We start from the raw sequence: 19,221 nt of genomic DNA on the forward strand, positions 1-19,221 counted from the left end.
CTCTTTCTTATCACCGATTTATCTGCATTTCAATACTATAGATTGTGGGGCAAATTCCCCTGTTTCTCCTAAACAGCCTAACCTTAGACAAAAAATGAGGGAAAAACATGAATTTTTCAGCTGCAAGAATGATACCTATTGAAATGAATGCATCTGTACCAATTATACAAGTAAGTGAAGCTTTAGCAAAAAAATTAAAGCTTCCTGAACATATATCTTTATGTACGGTTCAATGTAGCCGGAATACAATGACATGTAATATCGTAACTATCAATATAGAAGAAAACGTGTTGAAACTCGACCGAAGTATCCAGAAATCTTTGTTACTTTTTGAAGAGGAACGAACTTACCTCATCACATATAACACTGAATTAAACACACTCCATATCGGCCCTGTTATCGCTCTCCTCACAGAAATCGGAATGAAGGGCGAAAATTGTATCGATCTTAAGTCTATTGAAGAGTATTGCATGGAGCTTGCCAACTACTCGGAGGATATCGGTGTTATCTTCTATGTATTCACGCTTGACGATCAATACAAAGAAAAACATATCGAGGGGTACTACTTGGAGAACAACAACTGGAACAAAGCGCTGCTTCCATATCCCCAAGTCGTGCACAACCGCCTCCATAAACGTACGAACGAGAAGAGTGAAATGTTTCGTGAATTTACAGCTCAATTGCAAGAATGGGAGATTCCTTACTTCAATGATCACTTTCTGAACAAGTGGACCGTACATGAACAGCTTGTCCATGTAGACCACTTGGCTCCTTATTTGCCAGAGACGGCACTATTTTCTGTTAAACGGCTAGAGTCTTGGTTAGAAATTCATTCTACTCTTTTTTTGAAACCAATCAATGGCAGTCAAGGTAAACAGATATTTAAAGTTTGCAAAACTCAAGATGGGTACACACTGGATTACTCTTCCCTTCAACAACAAGTATCTCAAAAATATAGCAGCATAACGGATTTGTACAAGCGACTTTCTCCTGAGGTCAAGAAGAGGCAATATATCCTTCAGCAAGGGTTAGACCTTCTTCATATAGATGGGAGGTCCGTGGACTTCCGCTATCTGTGTCATCGCACTGAAAACAATCGTTGGCAGGTCACTTCCTCTACCGCAAGGGCCTCAAAGAGCGGATCATTCGTATCCAACCTAGCTCAGGGAGGAGAAATGCTCTCCGTCCAACAAGTACTTCGAACGAAATTTGACACAAGAGAACTTACGCAAATTCGAAAACTTTTAAAGGAATTGGCACTTGAAGCGGCAGGCGAAATCGGAGCTGCCTCAGATGGACTTTTTGGAGAATTGGGGATTGACCTTGCAATAGATACCACAGGCCACCCTTGGATCATTGAGGTCAATACAAAACCATCAAAGAATTTAGATCAACCAATTAATGCAAGAAGCATCCGACCTTCTGCCAAAGCCGTCATAATCTACTGTTTATATCTTATACATGAACACTTAAAGGAGAGATAATATGATCACCCTAGGTGTCCTCTCATTTTCACAACCGACTTTTTACTTTACAAAGATAGCTGAACAAGCTGCTAAAAATGGTGTCAGGATATGCATTTTTTCACCAACTCAATTGGCAGAAAGGACATCTCACGTATCAGGCCTCACGTACAATTCCAACAAGAAGGAATGGCTGGATTCCACATTTCCCATTCCTTCCTTTATTTATGACCGCTGCTATTACGGAACCAAGAAAGCGCAATTGTTTAAAGCAGGAACAGACTCTTTGAAGTTACAGGAAAATATACAGTTCCTAGGATACGGCCTACCAAATAAATGGGAAGTTTATAACACGTTATCACCCATACAGGAAATTCAACCCTTCTTTCCTCTCACAAAAAAACTTACGAGCGTCACATTTTTCTTATCACACTTCCGAAAAAAAAATAGTTGGCTCATTAAACCCATTAATGGGTCCCAAGGAAGAGGGTTAATAAAGGTAGAAAAGGTCCATGGCCAATATATCGTAAAAGAGGTGATTCAGCCCGGAGAATCTCTCTATATATTTAGGACTGATCACCATCTGAAAAAGTGGCTGCATAGTCGCATGAAGGACACAGAGTATATCTTTCAACCATTTCTACCTTTGCAGAATAAAAAGGATGTTCCTTTTGATTTAAGGTTATTTTTACAAAAAAATGAAGCCGGCAATTGGGTGGAAAGAGTGCGGTGTATCCGGACAGGCCCCAAGAATCATATCACCTCCAATCTTGCAGGTGGTGGGGAAATGCTTCCTTTCTCAGTGATTATTCAAGGCTTACACCGCGCAAAAAGAGAGGAAATAGAAAGAAATTTGCAGATTATTGTACAACATCTTCCTTCTGCCATTGACCAGACAATTTCCCCTCTTTTTGAATTGGGGATAGACATTGGGATCGACCCTGACTATAATTTATGGATTTTAGATATTAATTCAAAGCCCGGTCATAAGATAGTAACAATGGCTTCTCCTTCTGTTCAGACAGAAATTTATGAAGCCCCGAGCAAGTACTGCATGTACTTGTCGTCAATAAAAAGGTGACCAAACGGGAGTTGATGATGTTGAAAGCACTCATACCTGTTAAATGCAGAGATGATTTAAAAGAACACCAAATTCTTGTTCCGGATGAGATTAGCAATGACCACATAGAATCCATCGCTTTTGGAACACATCAGTATGCCTGTCATGGAATTTCACATGGAGGGCATTCTCTCTATCTTTCTGTATCATTGTTTAAAAAGTTGCTTGTCCCTTATGAAGGGAATATCCATGTATTTGTGCATGAGGGCACCCTTCATCTTGGCCCTCTAATTGGAATCTTCACAGCAGGGTTTACTAGTTCCATGATTAGGCCGATAGGTGAACGGTCATTATTCTTCTCCAAACTGCTGGCAACGGAACGAAAAGTAGGTGCTTATATGTTTCTTTTCGGAGCTAATCATATTGATTGGGAAGAGGGAACGATGGAAGGTTTCATGTTTACAGAACACGGTTGGAGAAAAAGGACCCTCCCTTTTCCTCACGTTGTTTACGATCGCCTTCCTAACAGGCGGACAGAGAAACATAGGCTTCTTGCACATACACGAGAAAAGATGCAAAAGGATTATGCCATTCCCTGGTTCAACCCAGGTTTCTTCAACAAGTGGGATATTCATCAAAAGCTTATGATTGAAGAAAATATTGTCCCTTACCTACCAGAAACACACAATAACGTGTCCATTGAGAAAATGGAGAGATTATTATCTAAATATCCTTTCATATATCTAAAACCTACAAATGGCAGTTTAGGACTAGGTGTTTACAAAATTATTTATAACCGGGAAGAAGAAACCTATTATGCTCGCTATAAAAATGAGGATTTTGTTAATAAGCTGCAGCGTTCCTCTTCTCTTGAAGCGCTGTTGGCACATGTCCTTAAAAACAAGGACTTGTCCTCTTATCTCATTCAACAAGGTATTTCTTTATTAAAAGTAGAGGATTCCTTCGTTGATTTTCGCGTTCATACGAATAAAGATGAACAAGGGAATTGGGTTGTGAGTGCGATGGCTGCCAAGCTTAGCGGCAAAGGGAGCATTACCACCCATGCCAACAGCGGTGGAGTGATCAAGACAATTTCGGACATATTTCCAGAAAAAGATGAACAAGAAGCAGTCATTGATAAATTGTCTCAAGCCTCCCTTACAATCAGCAATGCCATTGATACACATATGCCGGGATTTATCGGAGAAATTGGTTTTGATTTTGGGCTTGATAAAGAGCACAAGCTTTGGATGTTTGAAGCAAACTCCAAGCCTGGTCGTTCCATTTTCTATCATCCAAAGTTGAGGAACGAAGATATCTTAACTCGTAAGTTGTCCATTGAGTATGCCGTGTATTTGACAGAGAATACAATAAAAAATCCGGAAGGTGTTTTTTCATGATTGAACTATTTTATGAGATTACCTCCCAGACTTGGTACCAGCGATTTGACGCAGAGCAGAAAGTGACATTGGGAAAGTACTCTACTGTCCCATATAAAATGGAACATACTAGCAAAGCTATTAGCTTTCCCTTCTTGCTAAAGGACATGAAAGCCGGTCCGCTTATCGGTATTTTGGCAAGTCCGAAACAGGATGGATTTATAGGGAATATTGGCCTTTTTAAAAGAATACAACGAACTCTTCAAGAATCGGGTGGATTATCAGTAGTCGTTACTCCAGAACAACTGACAGACGATGGAATTAATGGTTTTTGTTATCTGCCTACGCACGACCAGTGGATCAAGCTACAAACTCCACTTCCTGACCTTTTGTATAATCGTTTGTCACGATATGAGGATGAAAAACTTTTCTTAGAGCAAACAGAAAAGCTTACTTCTCTTTATCATATTCCAGTTTTCAACCCACATTTTTTTGACAAGTGGGAGTTATACTTACAGCTTAAAGATAACGAGATGTTGGCACATCACGTACCCAAGACGGACATTTTATCGGAAGATACATTAACAGAGTATCTCTCGACCTATCCGGAAGTATATATAAAAAAGAGAAAGAGTAAGAGAGGAAAAGGAGTTTTTCTTATAACCAGAAACGGAAACACGTACTTGATGAAGTCAACATCCACTACTACCGTCCTTTTTCCATCTCTTAGTAAACTTGCCCGTTATTTTGAAAAAGAAGAACCTTTAAATTCTTATATTATTCAAGAAGCCATCACTACAGTGCCGATGAGAGGAAAGAAATTCGATTACCGAGTATTGGCCCATTCAAGCGGCAATCGCTTTGCTATTACAGGAGTAGGTGTTCGAATGGCAAAAAAACAGCAGGTAACCACCCACGTCCCTGCAGGTGGAGTAATTGTGGGAACGGAAGAGCTACCAGTTAAAACAGATCATGAAATAATGGAACAACTTATTTACCAATGTGGGAAACAGCTTTCTTCTTTTTATGATGATATTGGGGAATTTTCCGCTGACATTGGTGTTACACCTGATGGTAATCATTTCATCTTTGAATTGAATGCCAAGCCGATGGATTTTGATGAGCCACCTATAAAGCAACGAGCAACTGAAAATATTACCAAGGTGTTCTATGAACGTTCTGGCTTTTCTTTGCAGGAATCCTCCACTTAATGTCGAATAATGTTACAAGTCGTCATTACCGCATGAGGAGGAAAAGGCATGATTTCACACTTTCAATTAAAACCGTTCCATCAAAATAACCAACTGCCTGGATGGCACCTTTCCTTTTATTATAAAGGTCACTCTGTAAAAGCCGTCTATCACAAAAACGGTTCCATAGAATGGCCAGAATCGCAGACCTTTTCCGAAGAAGAAAAACAAGCCGTGGAAGCTCAGATTCATGAACTGATGCTCTTTCACGTATACGATTGAAGAATCATTTTCCCTCCTTTAGATAAACTAACGAAAAAGGAGGGATTTATTTATGACAGATAAGAAAAAGACCGATAAAGGCCCACAATATGAAGGAAGAGATGAATATTTCATGGATATTGACAGGTATATCAATGAAGGGCTAGCTGGTGGAACTGTCTTTGAACGGGACCAATACACGAACATAGAAGAAGCACGTGATCTAGAAAAAGAAGAACCACCTAAAGAATAACGATTAAACTCTTCCCTTTTTCGGAGGAGTTTTTTATTCCTTTGTTTCCCGTGTTCTCTTCGATATAATAGAATGAATAGCTTAGAAGGAAAGGGATTAAACATGTACAACCAATTAAAAAAAATATTTAGGGACGCTCTTATCCAGACATCCTCCCCACACAGCTTTTCACATTATCTTTGGTTCACTTCATCAGCAAATGAATATTACGGAATAGAAAAAGAAGCATTGACTACAAAAGATATTTTGCTGTTAGAAACATTTTTGCAAAAGGTAGAAGAACATCAACTATCCATGAGTGAAAAGGAACAGTGGTGGCATGAACTATTATTTGGCACCCCTCCCCAAACGTCACCCTATACCTTCCAAAGGTCTTTCCGCTTCATTCATTTTGAATTCTCCGAACCACTATTGAACAAGGAAGAATGGAAAGAAGCTCTGGTTGCGTTTTTTGATAGCGACTTAGAGATTGTATGGAAAAACTTTACTTCCGGGGTAATTGTGGACTTTCTATCTGATGTGAAAGAAGAGGAAACGGTTCCTCTCCCTGATATAATTGATATCACTGCCTCTGACTTCTATACGAATGTAAAGTTTTATATCGGAGCATACACCAATTTAGAAGAAAAACTGGCAGACTTATTTCGCTTTGAGCAAAATTGCCTTGTACGGTCCTTAAAAGCAAGGAAACAGGCAAACATACATACATTCCAACACGCTCTCCCTTTTATGCTGACAGAACACATAGATGCCCAACAAATCATTTATATCAAAAAGATCTTTGGCACGATGATAGATGATGAAAAAGAACTTTTGCAAAGCGTAAAAGTCTTTATAGAAAATAATATGAATGTGTCATTAACAGCCAAGAAACTATTCATGCACCGTAACAGTCTCCAATACCGAATCGATAAATTTATAGAACGGACAGGCATAGACATCAAAAACTTCCAAGGCGCTATGGCCGCCTATCTAGCAATCATTATCATCGAAAGTAGTGCGTTTCAATTCAAAATCTAGTTGATTCAAGTGGTAGGCGCGCAGACTCCCGCACGATAGAGGGACATGATAGAAACCAACGGAGGAGAGTACTGAAATACTGATTTCAAAAAGTACTTGGTGACTTCTAGCTGGTGATTGGAGCAAAAGGCGAAGACTCCTTGAAAATGCTATACTTTGTTTCGCTGCCCAAGCCTTCCTTGTCCTGAGGGAGGTAGCGCTAGGTGGAGACCCCACAGGCGTAGCGAGACCACTTAAAAACTGATATCGTAAAGTTTTTTACGAATCCTAGCTGTGGATTGGAGCAAAAGGCGAAGACTCCTGAGGGAGCTAGCGCTAGGTGGAGACCCCGCAGGCGTAGCCGAGGAGGCTCCAGCAGTGCCCCTAGGAAAGCGAAGCCTTTTGCGGAAATCAACAGCGGTGTTTAAGAGAAAAATAAAACCATGTGCTTTTCAGTGGCCTGGCATTGCCGAGGAGGCTCCAGCAGCGTCCCCAGGAAAGCGAAGCCATTTGCGGAAATCAACAGCGGCGGTAAACCAAAGAGTGGACTTTTTCAAGGGCTTCCAACGGAGAAAGGGACTAACGGACCGCGAGGAAAGGATACCAACCGTTCTCCACCACCTCTAAGTAACGTTGCACAAAGACGTTGCTTTTTTTTGTGCAACTTGTACATTTACGAAATGTATGCGTTTTCGGTAAACTAATAACAGATTAAGAAAACGATTTCATAGGGGGAAACAAACATGGCAGAATTACAACTTGACCATATCTACAAAGTATATGAAGGCGACGTAACAGCAGTTAAAGACTTCAACCTACACATCAAAGATAAAGAATTTATCGTATTCGTAGGTCCATCAGGTTGCGGTAAATCCACAACTCTACGTATGATTGCAGGGCTTGAGGAAATTTCAAAAGGTGACTTCGTAATCGATGGCAAAAGAATGAACGACGTTGCACCAAAAGACCGCGACATCGCAATGGTATTCCAAAACTATGCCCTATATCCACACATGAATGTATATGACAACATGGCATTCGGATTAAAATTACGTAAGTTCCCTAAAGAAGAGATTGACCGCCGCGTAAAAGAAGCTGCAGCAATCCTTGGCTTGGAACAATACCTTGACCGAAAACCAAAAGCATTATCCGGAGGTCAGCGTCAGCGTGTAGCATTAGGTCGTGCAATCGTCCGTGATGCAAAAGTATTCTTAATGGATGAGCCGTTATCCAATCTTGATGCAAAACTACGTGTAGCGATGCGCGCAGAAATCTCTAAGCTTCACCAACGCCTTCAAACGACAACAATCTATGTAACGCATGACCAAACTGAAGCGATGACAATGGCAACACGCCTTGTTGTAATGAAAGATGGGATCATCCAGCAAGTTGGTTCACCAAAAGAAGTTTACGAAAACCCTGAAAACGTATTCGTAGGCGGATTCATTGGTTCTCCTGCCATGAACTTCTTCAACGGTAAACTTGAAGATGGAACATTCCTAATCGGTGAACAAAAAATTGTTGTACCAGAAGGAAAAATGAAAGTTCTACGTGACCAAGGCTATGTAGGAAAAGAAATCATTCTTGGAATTCGTCCAGAAGATATCCACGATGAGCCAGTTTTCATTGAATCATCTGTTGGAACAACCATTACAGCTGTTATTGAAGTATCTGAGCTTCTTGGTGCCGAATCTATGCTATATTCTCAAATTAACGGTCAAGATTTCGTAGCACGTGTTGATTCCCGTACAGACGTGAAGCCTCAACAAAAGCTTCAACTTGCGTTAGACATGAACAAATGCCACTTCTTCGACATTGAAACAGAATCTCGTGTACGTTCTAAATAATACTTTTCGAAAACAGGTCCTAACCGACCTGTTTTTTTATTCTTGTATAGATATGATATGCTCTTTTTGACAAACGGGGCAATGCAACAAATGTAAGCATACATGATTTTCCAAACTCTTTAAATCTCCATCCACCATCTTCAACAAGTTTATTTCCATATACGCACTATAGTCATCCAAATAATCTGTGACCTTCCCCATATCTACAACCATGCTGCCACAGGACGCGCAATTGCCTTGATAATCTTCCAACCCATTACATAGCGGACAAATCTCCATAAAAGCCCCTCCATTTCCTTGCATTTTCTGCTTTTCATTAATTTTTACATCTTATCTTCAAATATGCCTGAATACTGAAATAGAAAAAATCCATAAATTACCTAAAAATAAATGGATAAAGATATTATGAAATTCCTATAATACAAGTAACAACTTATCAATCAATGGACCAAGCCTAGACGGCAGCAGAGACCTCTGCACTTACTGGTGCAATCCCAGTTGGTCCAGCCAAAACTATATTACGAGGAGATGAATCACATCATGGCAAGCAGAAACAATTCGTCTAATCAATTAGTAGCACCTGGAGCTCAAGCAGCTATCGACCAAATGAAGTACGAAATCGCAACTGAGTTTGGTGTAAATCTTGGTCCAGAAACAACTGCTCGCGCTAACGGATCTGTTGGTGGAGAAATCACTAAGCGTCTAGTTCAAATGGCTGAGCAATCCCTAGGCGGAAGATAAGTTTTCGTTTTAAGTAGCAACATAATTTTATATGTATGGCTTGAGGCACCTCAGTATTGGGGTGCCTTGCTTATTTTTGGCTATTAGAACCACTCTAAGTTAAAATATCAGTAAAATAAGAATATGAAGGTGTGGATAGCGGTTGAATATTGTTCTAGTTGGTGGAGGCCACGCCCATTTAAAATGTTTATTAGATATAAAAATGCACAAGTCTCCTAATCAGAACGTTGTATTAATATCACCTGATCGGTATCAATATTACTCTGGTATGTTCTCAGGTTATTCGGAAGGCTTGTACCCCATGGATGAAATAAGAATTGATATTAAAAACATGGCTGAAAAAGCAGGCGTAACATTTATAGAAGATAAAGTTACGGAGGTTTCTGTTTCTGATAAAACACTTCATACAAAGGCAGGGACCAAAATTTCTTACAGTGTGGCCTCATTTGATACGGGCTCACTCATAAAGGGACCACCCTCTTTTAAGGAATATCTTGTTCCAATCAAGCCAAATTACCTTTTTGCAGACAATCTTAAGGAATACCGAGATGTTAAATATCCCGTAGTTGTCGGGGGCGGAGCTTCTGGGATAGAAATTGCTTTAGCCATTACTGCTTGGAGGAAGAAAAACGGCTTTCCTACTAACGTTTCGCTGATTACTTCCTCTAAGCTGTTGCCCTCTTCCTCCAGCAAAGCCTCCACCTTAATAAGAGAAATTGCTTTAAGAAAAGAACTTTCCATAATCGAGGATGATAATGTAGCGGAAATGGATGGGAGTTATGTAATAACACAAAAAGGAAGAAGCCTCCCTCACTCCCGAGTGCTGTGGTTGACTGGTCCAAGTTCTAGTGGCATCTTTAAGAATAATTCGCTTCCTTGTGACCAAAATGGCTTCCTGTTAACGGAGAAGACCCTTCAAGCTAAAGGGTTGCCGTTTATTTTTGGAGCAGGTGATTGTATAACGATAGAAGCGTTTCCTGACCTTCCTAAAAACGGGGTTTATGCAGTAAGGCAAGCTGAGTTGCTTTGGAAAAACATCACAAGCTACTTAAATGGAGAAGAATGTTCTACATTCACTCCTCAACGTCATTTTCTATCGTTACTATCAACAGGAGATAAAGAAGCCTTACTCCAATACGGATGCTTTAGCGCTCACAACAAGCTTGCATGGAAGCTTAAAAATAGGATTGATACAGACTATATGAAAAAGTTTAAATAATAAAATCCCCGTCACTTAAAAAAGTAACGGGGATTCTTTGTTCCATTAAACTCCACTTTCTATCATTCGCAGGAATTGCTTTGTTCTATCTGTCTTTGGGTTCTCGAATATTTCAATAGGAGTCCCTTTTTCTACAATTTTTCCATCATCCATGAAAATCACTTCATCAGCCACTTCCTTGGCAAACTTCATTTCATGGGTAACTACCACCATTGTCATCCCTTCTTGTGCCAGTTCCTTCATTACTCTTAGCACTTCACCGACAAGTTCGGGATCTAATGCGGAAGTAGGTTCATCAAATAGCATCACTTTCGGTTCCATAGCTAGTGCACGGGCTATTCCTACACGTTGTTGCTGACCACCGGAAAGCTGAAAAGGATAAAAGTCCAGTTTATCTCCAAGCCCTACTTTATCAAGTAGTCTTTTGGCGCGTTCTTCCACCTTTGATTTTGCTTCTTTTTTCACTGTTATTGGACCTTCCATGACATTCTGAAGTGCCGTCATGTGGGGAAATAGATTGTAATTTTGAAATACCATTCCTGTTAGCCTTCTAAAACTGGCAATCTTATTTGATGACACCTTTTCGGAGAAATCAAGCGATTGGTGATCAATTTCCACCTTACCAGAAGTAGGAGTTTCCAAAATATTTAAGCACCGCAGGAGGGTGGTTTTCCCTGAACCAGATGGCCCGATTACCACTACCACCTTCCCCTGCTCCACATTTAACTCTATACCCTTTAAAACTTCTAACTCTCCAAATTGCTTGTATAAGCTCTGTACTGAAATCATATCTTGAGCTCCTTTATCAATGGCTGTTTTCGTAATACAATCATTTCGCAACATACCTGTCCAAACGATGTTCTACTCTTCCTTGAACAAGAGATAAGCAAAAACAGATCACCCAGTAGATGGCTCCTGCTTGTGCATATAGCAACAAGAATTCATAGTTGGTTGCAGCAATTTGTTGTGCTACCCTAAACATCTCTGTTACAAGAATCAAGGAAGCAAGAGAGGTATCCTTCACCAAACTAATGAATGAATTGGACAATGGCGGAATAGAAACTCGTGCCGCCTGGGGTAGAATAATTCTTCTCAGAGCTTGAGGATAACTCATCCCCATGGAATAAGCCGCTTCCCATTGTCCTTTTGGCGTTGAAAGAATTGCTGCTCGGATTATTTCCGATGCATATGCCCCAACATTTAAGGAAAACGCAATAACTGCTGCAGGAAATGAATCAATGGTAACCCCTATGGAAGGCAATCCATAGAAAATAATAAATAATTGCACTAAAAGAGGGGTTCCTCGAATAATCGATACGTAGATCCTAGCTACAATTTGTAATGGTTTAATAGGAGAAATACGTGCCAAAGCCGTTAAAATAGCAATCATCAGTCCAAAACTGAATGAAAGTAGCGTCAAAGGGATGGTATTAGACAAAGCTCCCTTCAACAAAGGAAGAAGGGAGCTTTGTGCGATTGTCATCCATCTATCTAAACGTTCTGGATCTGTCAGGATACTAGTTAAGTACATTTTCACCAAACCATTTCTCGGAAATTTCTTCATACGTTCCATCTTCAATAATTTCAGCCAAAGCTTTGTTTACAGCATCGACCAATTCGTCACTGCCTTTTCGGAACATCATACCACTTTGTGCTGCATCTTCTGATTCATCAACAATTTTTATTGCTGCATTTGGGCGATTTTTTTGGAAATCAAGAACAGATAATTTATCATTGATTGTAACATCAACACGGTTCGAGTTAATTAATTCAATCGCTTGGTTAAACCCTTCTATCCCTTCTATTTCCGCTTTATATTCTCGAGCGATATCGGCATAGTTGCTTGTTAGAGATTGTGCTGATTTTTTACCTTCGATGTCTTCAAAGCTTTTAATTTCTTCATTATCTTCTTTTGTTACAAGAACTGCAGCTGATGTAATATAGTGGTCGGAGAAATCATATTTCTCTAAGCGATCTTCACGAATACCCACTTGGTTGGCAATCATATCAAAACGCTTTGAATCAAGACCAGCAAACATCGCATCCCATTGCGTTTCCATGAACTTTACTTCTACACCCATTTTTTCAGCAATTGCTTCTGCAATTTCTACATCAAAGCCTGTCAACTTTCCAGACTCATCATGGAATGTGAATGGAGGATACGTTCCTTCCGTTCCAACTAGAAGTTCCCCTTCTTCTTCCACCTTGCTTAGAAGATTGTCCGTTTCCTCTTTCGGAGCTTCTCCTGTTGCACCATTATTATTTGTTGTACCACATGCAGCTAACACTACTGCAGATAGTAAAAGTATTGTGAATATAGATAATATTTTCTTCATTCCGTTAAACCCCCAGTATTCTTATATGAATTAATTTTTATAGCAACATACTGTATAGTATAAGAAGTCTTGAAGCTTGTCAAAGACTTTGTTTTCCTTTTTATTTTTTCCCAATATCCGTAAAAATAACAAAAAGGCTACGAGGGTAATTTCCCCCATAGCCAAATGATCTTAGACAGCAAGGTCCTTGCTACCCTGCTGTAATTCGTACATCTGATAATATTTTCCTTTTCTCTCCATCAGTTCAAAATGATTCCCTCGCTCTACTATTTCTCCTCGGTCCAGAACAAGAATTTGGTCTGCGTTCTTAATAGTAGAAAGTCGGTGGGCAATGATGAAAGTTGTTCTTCCTTTCTTCAAGACCTCCAATGCCTGCTGAATGACCGCTTCTGTTTCTGTATCAATACTTGCTGTCGCTTCATCAAGAATTAAGATGGCCGGGTCGAATGCCAACGCACGTGCGAAGGAAATCAATTGACGTTGTCCAGAAGATAGAGTACTCCCTTTTTCAATAACTGGCTCCTCTAGCCCTTTTGGTAATGCATCGATAAAGTCCATTGCCCCTACATCTTCAAGCGCCTTTTTCACGCGATCAACAGAAATAGTTGGATCGTCTAGGCTTACATTGGAGGAAATGGTACCGGTAAACAAGAATGGATCTTGAAGTACAATTCCCATGTGCTGCCTGATTGCCTGTTTTGGAAGCTCCTGAATGTTTTCCCCATCAATAATGATCTTACCTTTTTCAATATCATAAAAACGAAACAAAAGATTCATGATGGAGCTTTTACCTGATCCAGTATGACCGACCAATGCCACCGTCTCGCCTTTTGAAGCTGTAAAGGAGATATCCTTTAATACATATTCATTTTCCTTGTAGCCAAACCATACAGACTCGAAGGAGACATTTCCTTCGTAGCGTGGATGTTTTACGTCGGATACTTGAATTCCCGCTTCGTCCATCAATTCAAACACACGGACCGCAGACACACGTGCCTGTTCAAGATTTGCCAATTGATTCACCATCCCGGTAATCGGACCGAACATTCTACCTAAGTAGTCGACAAAAGCATAAAGCACTCCTAAGGAAACGACAGTGCCAATACCTAATGAAGCACCCCCGAAATACCAAATCACCACGACAAATGAAATATTTCTAAGTACTCCAACAAGATTATGAGAGGTTAAAGCATTCAGGCTTAACAGTTTATTCTGGAAAGTGAAATGCTGTTCATTCCATCCCTCGAACTCTTCTGTTGCTTTCTTTTGACGTCTAAAAGCTTGAATAATGGTCATTCCTTGAATAGATTCATTGATATTACCGTTAATATCACTAAGAAGTGCGCGGATCTTGTGGTTATAAACGGACGCATACTTTCGATAAAAGATAAACCAGACAATAAGAATTGGAATTAAAGTCAAGCAAATTAACGCCAATCTTACGTCAAGTAAAAATAAAGCAATATAAATACCCGTTATATAAATCAGCCCTGAAAAGAAAGTCGCAAGAACTGTTACATATAACTCCTTAATCGTTTCTGTGTCATTAGTGATTCTTGATACTACTTTCCCAGCAGGAAGATGATCAAAATACTGTATCGGTAATTTCTGTATCTGCCCGAACACATCCTCCCTCATTTTTTGAATGATGCGGTTGGCAGATGTCTGAAGGTAATAACTTTGCCCGTATTGAAAGAAAGAGGCCAATACAAGTAAACCAAAGTATATTCCTACAAGATAGATGATATATTTCACTTCTGGCTGATAAAAGCTTATCAATTCCCTATTTGTCAACCTTTGAGCAGGGTAGCTTTGCGCCTCTTCTCCTCTTTTAATGGTTACTTCTCCATTTTTAGCAGATCTTTCTCCATCAAAGCTGATGTCAGATACCAGGAAATAATATTCTCTTCCCACTTGAAGAATCCTCGCCTTGTTTTCACGGGTCGCAGCCACTGCTTCCCTATCTTCTCTTCCATAGTACTTCCCTTGAAAATATACTCGATTTTCTCCATCTTGCTCTGTTTCAATCCAAGCTTTTTCAATTCCAAGAATGTGATTGTCAATCATCCTTTTTGCGATAAAAGGACCTGTCAACTCAGCTGCAACCGCAACAGACAGCATCAACAATGCAATAATAATGACTTTCTTTTGCGTTAGCGCATATTGAAACAGGCGTTTGCCTGATCTTATTTTTTTCATTTCATTCATGTTAAGACCTCGCCTCCTTTTGGCGATTGAACTTGCTGTCTTTCAAACTGTTCTTTGTACCAGCCTCCATTGGCCATCAACTGATCATGCATGCCCGACTCTACAATTTCTCCGTCCTCCAACACAATGATCCAATCTGCATGCTGTACCCCTGACAAGCGGTGAGTGGTAATGAAGGTTGTTTTTCCAGCGCGTTCATTTCTAATATTTTCAATGATGGTTGCTTCCGTTTTTGCATCTACCGCTGATAGAGAATCATCAAGTATTAAAATGTCAGGATCAGCAATAAGGGCACGTGCAATGGAGATACGTTGTTTTTGTCCTCCTGATAACGAAACACCCTTTTCTCCAACCAAAGTCTGTAATCCTTCCGGAAGCAATTCTAGATCTTTTTCAAAAGCAGACGATCTGATCGCTTGGGCAATTTCCTCATCGGTTGCATCTTCTTTGCCAAATAAAATGTTTTCTTTGACAGACCGCGAGAATAAGACATGATCCTGTGGTACATACCCTATCCAGCCTTGAATGGTGTGCAATGGAATTCTTTGAAGTTCTACCCCATTAATAGTGATGGAACCTGTACCAAGTGGGTACTCTCTTAAAAGCTGCTTAATCAATGTTGTTTTTCCACTACCTGTTTTCCCTACAATACCAAGTGTTTGCCCTGCTTTTAAATGGAAAGAAACATTCTTTAAATTGTCCACCGTAGAGGAGGGGTATTTAAATGTAACTTGATTAAATTCAATGATTTTAGGTGCAGAAACATCAATCGGTTCATGGTGGTCGCAGACATCCTCTTTGTATGCTAGTGTCTCGTTAACACGATCGAGCGATGCATTTCCCCTTTGCATGACATTAATCAATTCACCAATTGCAAACATCGGCCAAATTAACATTCCTAAATAAACGTTGAATGCCACAAGTTCCCCTAAAGTGATGGATTTATGGAATACCAAGTATGCCCCATATCCAAGTCCAATCAGGTAACTTGCGCCGACAAGCAATTTAATGGTCGGCTCAAAAAGTGAATCGATGATGGCAACTTTTACATTCTTCTTATACACATCGTCTGTCATCTGGTGAAATCTGCCCTGGTCTGCACGTTCCTGCACATAGGCGCGTATAACACGAACTCCGGCTATAGATTCGAGTACTTTGTCATTCATATCACCAAATGCATCTTGTGCCTCTGTAAAACGCTGGTGAATTTTCTTTCCATAAATATTCATGGCAAGTGCCATTAATGGTAATGGAATAATTGCTGCTAAAGTTAGCTTCCAACTAATCATAAAGCCCATCGTCCCTAAGATGATCAACATGAACACACTAGAATCGATCAACGTTAAAACCCCGAACCCCGCTGTAGTGGAAATGGCTTTTAAGTCATTCGTTGCCCTGGCCATTAAATCACCAGTACGGTTTTTCTCATAAAAAGTTGGTGTCATCTTTAACAGATGGCCCATCAATTTCGATCTTAGTGATCTTTCCACCAAAAAGGAGCTTCCAAAAAGCTGATACATCCAAGTGTATGTGATCCCATAAATGACTATCGCCAATACGGTTAGAAAAATTACATATTGCATTAATTTTTCAGGCGTAAACGCGCCTACTTGAATATCATCAATGGCCATTCCAATCATCTTTGGTGGAATAACCTCTAAAATCCCTGCAAAAATAAGTAACGCTATTGCAATTGTGTACCTCTTCCAATGTTCCTTAAAAAACCAACCCAATTTTCCTAGTACTGAAAACATAATGATAAATTCTCCCTTCTATGCTGATTTCTAGTTTCTTGCTACCCTCCATCCGAAGCCACTTTGTACATCATCAACCGAACATAAATATTTCCCATTTTGTATTCCTCCTGTTTTATATGGAAGTGTTGTTCCTTCCATTAAAATTTATATTGGAAAATTATAGAAATTAATCAAAACAAAAAGGTGGCATACCGAACGTTCCTCGGTATGCCACCTTTTTTTCCATAAAAAAAGCACACGTCACGCCCTAATGGTGACCTGTGTATCCTACAAAGTTATCCTAATACGCCTATACGTTAAAAGGAATAGATCATTCGATTAGAATACAATAACCGAATTTCTGACAGGACAGGTCACGAGATTTATTAAATTAATGGATGTACGATCTACCGTCTCAATTGCCATAAAGTTAATCATCATCATCGAACCCTCCCTTTCCTTAAAATTTGAATTAGTTTCATATAATTTCCACTTTTTAAACTTACCACCCTAGACAAGCAATTGTCAATCACCAAATTTACCAAAATTGAAAAAATTTAAATATTTCACGAATGTTACATTTATTAAATTAAAAGAAGGGGTCAGACCCGCACAGGAAAATCCCCTACCAAATAGAAGGCTAACGCACGATCAAGGTTTTGTGCTATTGGGTTGCTATTTTTGGATTTTACTGTTATTCTTAAGAGGAATTATTTTTGTTCGGTATGTAAGGATTCAAAGTTAAGATTTAACTTTCGCCTTGATATTTCTAAGAGCAAGAATAGTAATACATTGTGTGGTAAGCACACTAGGAGGTAACAACATGTTACAAGGTACAGTAAAATGGTTTAACGCAGAAAAAGGTTTCGGATTCATCGAGCGCCAAGACGGAGACGACGTATTCGTTCACTTCTCAGCTATTCAAGGCGAAGGTTTCAAATCTTTAGAAGAAGGTCAATCAGTTACATTTGAAATCGTTCAAGGTAACCGTGGCGACCAAGCTGCTAACGTTAACAAAGCATAATTTATAGCACAGCATATAAAAGGCTCCCAGTTATGGGGGCCTTTTTATTTTGCCTTTAAATTCGTTTATTAGAAGATGTACATGAATTTGGATCCGACTTGTGACCAATTTGTTAAAGGTGTATTTTATATATTACTTTTAACCCCACCATACTTTATACTAAAGATGTATATAAAATATACCTTTTATACAAGGGAGGCATTCCATTGTTAAGCTCGTCTACTATTCAAATTGTTAAATCAACCGCTCCAGTATTAGCCGTAAAAGGCGAAGAGATCACAACGCATTTCTATAAAACACTATTTACCAATCACCCTGAGTTATTAAATATTTTTAATCATGCCAACCAAAAGAAAGGGCGCCAGCAAACCGCTTTGGCAAACACGATATACGCAGCAGCTGCTTACATCGATCAATTGGAAGTCCTTTTACCAGCTGTCAAACAGATCGCCCACAAACATAGAAGCTTAGCAGTTAAACCAGAACATTATCCTATTGTTGGCGATCATTTACTTAAAGCAATTAAAGAGGTTCTTGGAGATGCGGCAACAAGTGAAATTATTGAAGCTTGGGGAGAAGCTTATGGTGTAATTGCGGATGTATTCATCTCTGTTGAGAAAGAAATGTATGAGACAGCATTGCAACAAATGGACGGCTGGGAGGATTTCAAAAAATTTGAAGTAGTGGAAAAGGTCGTGGAAAGCGAGCTTATTACATCCTTCTATTTGAAGCCGTCCGACGGATCTGCAGTCCCGTCTTTTTTCCCTGGACAATACATTACCATCAGACTATCTATTCCTGGTGAAAAGAATCTATTCAACCGGCAGTATAGTTTGTCTGATTCATTCAATGATGAAGTATTTAGGATTTCTGTAAAAAAAGAATTTGGAGATCCATCGGGTGCTGTTTCCAATTATCTTCACGAGCATGTGGAAATAGGAGATACAGTCGACGTGACTGCGCCAGCTGGTGACTTCATTCTAAAAACAAATCAAGACACACCTGTGTACTTAATAAGCGGTGGTGTAGGAATCACACCAATGCTAAGTATGTTAAAGACCATTGCCAAAGAACAACCATCAAGACAGACCACTTTCATTCACGCCGCCAAAAATGGCTCTGTACATGCATTCAAGGATGAAGTCGGAGAATCCATTGAAAAGATGGAGAACGCGAAAAAGTTGTTTGTTTATGAAAATCCATCAGATGAGGATATAAGATTAGGAGCTTTCCATGAACAAGGTTACATCACAGAAAATATGTTAAAAGCGATGAACATAGATAAAGATGCTTTGTATTATGTATGTGGACCAGTTCCATTCATGAAGTTTATTATAACCATGCTTGGTATACTTGGTGTAGCGGAGGAAAACATTAATTTCGAATTTTTCGGGCCCTCCATCGATATGAAGAAGGAAGAAGAAGCCTCTATAAAATAATCATTATTGGGTGCTTGCTGCCGTTTGGTAGCAAGTACTTTTTTGTTTAACTTTTTTGCACAAAAA

At 39.6% G+C, this 19,221-nt stretch carries 18 protein-coding genes and 1 pseudogene; 12 read left to right on the forward strand and 7 right to left on the reverse strand.

Going from position 1 to position 19,221, the window contains the following annotated elements; all coding sequences use genetic code 11:
* Positions 1 to 107 precede the first annotated feature (107 nt).
* From AAV98_RS09500 to AAV98_RS09540, 8 genes are all read left to right on the forward strand, one after another.
* Positions 108 to 1,484 (forward strand): YheC/YheD family endospore coat-associated protein, encoded by a 1,377-nt coding sequence (locus tag AAV98_RS09500; RefSeq protein ID WP_060665313.1) that lies wholly within the window; start codon positions 108 to 110, stop codon positions 1,482 to 1,484.
* Between the two features lies 1 nt (position 1,485).
* Positions 1,486 to 2,544, forward strand: a complete 1,059-nt coding sequence (locus AAV98_RS09505; protein WP_060665314.1) for a YheC/YheD family endospore coat-associated protein — start codon at positions 1,486 to 1,488, stop codon at positions 2,542 to 2,544.
* 14 nt (positions 2,545 to 2,558) lie between these two features.
* Complete coding sequence (locus AAV98_RS09510; protein ID WP_231687730.1) at positions 2,559 to 3,923, forward strand: YheC/YheD family endospore coat-associated protein; 1,365 nt, start codon at positions 2,559 to 2,561, stop codon at positions 3,921 to 3,923.
* Positions 3,920 to 5,113: a YheC/YheD family protein gene (locus tag AAV98_RS09515; RefSeq protein ID WP_060665315.1), complete on the forward strand. Its 1,194-nt coding sequence runs from the start codon at positions 3,920 to 3,922 to the stop codon at positions 5,111 to 5,113. The genes AAV98_RS09510 and AAV98_RS09515 overlap by 4 nt, the downstream gene beginning before the upstream one ends.
* A gap of 48 nt (positions 5,114 to 5,161) precedes the next feature.
* Positions 5,162 to 5,374, forward strand: coding sequence for a YheE family protein (locus tag AAV98_RS09520; protein WP_060665316.1), 213 nt, complete (start codon positions 5,162 to 5,164; stop codon positions 5,372 to 5,374).
* Positions 5,375 to 5,426: 52 nt separating this feature from the next.
* The gene (locus AAV98_RS09525) at positions 5,427 to 5,606 is read left to right on the forward strand and encodes a hypothetical protein (protein WP_060665317.1); all 180 of its coding nucleotides are present in this window, start codon (positions 5,427 to 5,429) and stop codon (positions 5,604 to 5,606) included.
* Between the two features lie 102 nt (positions 5,607 to 5,708).
* A complete protein-coding gene (locus AAV98_RS09530; protein WP_060665318.1) occupies positions 5,709 to 6,626 on the forward strand; it encodes a PucR family transcriptional regulator in 918 nt (305 codons plus the stop codon).
* Between the two features lie 722 nt (positions 6,627 to 7,348).
* Entirely contained in the window at positions 7,349 to 8,452 is a 1,104-nt protein-coding gene (locus tag AAV98_RS09540; protein WP_060665320.1) for an ABC transporter ATP-binding protein, read from the forward strand.
* A gap of 36 nt (positions 8,453 to 8,488) precedes the next feature.
* Here the strand turns inward: AAV98_RS09540 and AAV98_RS09545 are convergent, their stop codons facing one another.
* Positions 8,489 to 8,731, reverse strand: coding sequence for a hypothetical protein (locus AAV98_RS09545; RefSeq protein WP_060665321.1), 243 nt, complete (start codon positions 8,729 to 8,731; stop codon positions 8,489 to 8,491).
* 261 nt (positions 8,732 to 8,992) lie between these two features.
* Here AAV98_RS09545 and AAV98_RS09550 point away from each other — a divergent pair, with 261 nt between their 5' ends.
* Together AAV98_RS09550 and AAV98_RS09555 are read left to right on the forward strand one after the other, a co-directional pair.
* Positions 8,993 to 9,193 carry an alpha/beta-type small acid-soluble spore protein gene (locus tag AAV98_RS09550; RefSeq protein ID WP_156317716.1) on the forward strand — a complete coding sequence of 67 codons (201 nt, stop codon included), beginning with the start codon at positions 8,993 to 8,995 and terminating at the stop codon, positions 9,191 to 9,193.
* A gap of 142 nt (positions 9,194 to 9,335) precedes the next feature.
* Positions 9,336 to 10,412 (forward strand): FAD-dependent oxidoreductase, encoded by a 1,077-nt coding sequence (locus tag AAV98_RS09555; protein WP_156317718.1) that lies wholly within the window; start codon positions 9,336 to 9,338, stop codon positions 10,410 to 10,412.
* Positions 10,413 to 10,457: 45 nt separating this feature from the next.
* Here AAV98_RS09555 and AAV98_RS09560 read toward each other — a convergent pair whose 3' ends face one another.
* The 6 genes and pseudogenes from AAV98_RS09560 to AAV98_RS09580 form a co-directional block, all read right to left on the reverse strand.
* A complete protein-coding gene (locus AAV98_RS09560) occupies positions 10,458 to 11,201 on the reverse strand; it encodes an amino acid ABC transporter ATP-binding protein (RefSeq protein WP_060665393.1) in 744 nt (247 codons plus the stop codon).
* 40 nt (positions 11,202 to 11,241) lie between these two features.
* A complete protein-coding gene (locus AAV98_RS09565) occupies positions 11,242 to 11,943 on the reverse strand; it encodes an amino acid ABC transporter permease (protein WP_060665394.1) in 702 nt (233 codons plus the stop codon).
* On the reverse strand, positions 11,930 to 12,748 hold the full coding sequence (locus tag AAV98_RS09570) for an amino acid ABC transporter substrate-binding protein (protein ID WP_060665323.1): 819 nt from the start codon (positions 12,746 to 12,748) through the stop codon (positions 11,930 to 11,932). Before AAV98_RS09570 ends, AAV98_RS09565 begins: the two co-directional genes overlap by 14 nt.
* Before the next feature lie 171 nt (positions 12,749 to 12,919).
* On the reverse strand, positions 12,920 to 13,795 hold the full coding sequence (locus tag AAV98_RS20925; protein WP_442853682.1) for an ABC transporter ATP-binding protein: 876 nt from the start codon (positions 13,793 to 13,795) through the stop codon (positions 12,920 to 12,922).
* A pseudogene (locus AAV98_RS20930) lies at positions 13,796 to 14,956 on the reverse strand (ABC transporter ATP-binding protein); the annotation flags it as partial.
* Positions 14,953 to 16,710: an ABC transporter ATP-binding protein gene (locus tag AAV98_RS09580; protein WP_060665324.1), complete on the reverse strand. Its 1,758-nt coding sequence runs from the start codon at positions 16,708 to 16,710 to the stop codon at positions 14,953 to 14,955. The pseudogene AAV98_RS20930 and the gene AAV98_RS09580, both read right to left, overlap by 4 nt.
* Positions 16,711 to 17,515: 805 nt before the next feature.
* Here AAV98_RS09580 and AAV98_RS09585 point away from each other — a divergent pair.
* On the forward strand, positions 17,516 to 17,716 hold the full coding sequence (locus tag AAV98_RS09585; protein WP_010198513.1) for a cold-shock protein: 201 nt from the start codon (positions 17,516 to 17,518) through the stop codon (positions 17,714 to 17,716).
* Between the two features lie 206 nt (positions 17,717 to 17,922).
* A complete protein-coding gene (hmpA, locus tag AAV98_RS09590; protein ID WP_060665325.1) occupies positions 17,923 to 19,155 on the forward strand; it encodes an NO-inducible flavohemoprotein in 1,233 nt (410 codons plus the stop codon).
* Positions 19,156 to 19,221: the final 66 nt, after the last annotated feature.

It is taken from the genome of Bacillus sp. CHD6a (assembly GCF_001293645.1).
GTDB lineage: Bacteria > Bacillota > Bacilli > Bacillales > Bacillaceae_I > Sutcliffiella_A.

Excerpts from the sequence above, each read along its gene's own strand:
- AAV98_RS09565 (WP_060665394.1), bottom strand. The coding sequence starts at position 11,943 with ATGTACTTAACTAGTATCCTGACAGATCCAGAACGTTTAGATAGATGG.
- AAV98_RS09540 (WP_060665320.1), top strand. The coding sequence starts at position 7,349 with ATGGCAGAATTACAACTTGACCATATCTACAAAGTATATGAAGGCGAC.
- AAV98_RS09500 (WP_060665313.1), top strand. The coding sequence starts at position 108 with ATGAATTTTTCAGCTGCAAGAATGATACCTATTGAAATGAATGCATCT.
- AAV98_RS09585 (WP_010198513.1), top strand. The coding sequence starts at position 17,516 with ATGTTACAAGGTACAGTAAAATGGTTTAACGCAGAAAAAGGTTTCGGA.
- AAV98_RS09515 (WP_060665315.1), top strand. The coding sequence starts at position 3,920 with ATGATTGAACTATTTTATGAGATTACCTCCCAGACTTGGTACCAGCGA.
- AAV98_RS09545 (WP_060665321.1), bottom strand. The coding sequence starts at position 8,731 with ATGGAGATTTGTCCGCTATGTAATGGGTTGGAAGATTATCAAGGCAAT.
- AAV98_RS09570 (WP_060665323.1), bottom strand. The coding sequence starts at position 12,748 with ATGAAGAAAATATTATCTATATTCACAATACTTTTACTATCTGCAGTA.
- AAV98_RS09520 (WP_060665316.1), top strand. The coding sequence starts at position 5,162 with ATGATTTCACACTTTCAATTAAAACCGTTCCATCAAAATAACCAACTG.
- AAV98_RS09525 (WP_060665317.1), top strand. The coding sequence starts at position 5,427 with ATGACAGATAAGAAAAAGACCGATAAAGGCCCACAATATGAAGGAAGA.
- AAV98_RS09560 (WP_060665393.1), bottom strand. The coding sequence starts at position 11,201 with ATGATTTCAGTACAGAGCTTATACAAGCAATTTGGAGAGTTAGAAGTT.
- AAV98_RS09580 (WP_060665324.1), bottom strand. The coding sequence starts at position 16,710 with ATGTTTTCAGTACTAGGAAAATTGGGTTGGTTTTTTAAGGAACATTGG.
- AAV98_RS09530 (WP_060665318.1), top strand. The coding sequence starts at position 5,709 with ATGTACAACCAATTAAAAAAAATATTTAGGGACGCTCTTATCCAGACA.
- AAV98_RS20925 (WP_442853682.1), bottom strand. The coding sequence starts at position 13,795 with ATGTTCGGTCCGATTACCGGGATGGTGAATCAATTGGCAAATCTTGAA.
- AAV98_RS09550 (WP_156317716.1), top strand. The coding sequence starts at position 8,993 with ATGGCAAGCAGAAACAATTCGTCTAATCAATTAGTAGCACCTGGAGCT.
- AAV98_RS09510 (WP_231687730.1), top strand. The coding sequence starts at position 2,559 with ATGATGTTGAAAGCACTCATACCTGTTAAATGCAGAGATGATTTAAAA.
- AAV98_RS09505 (WP_060665314.1), top strand. The coding sequence starts at position 1,486 with ATGATCACCCTAGGTGTCCTCTCATTTTCACAACCGACTTTTTACTTT.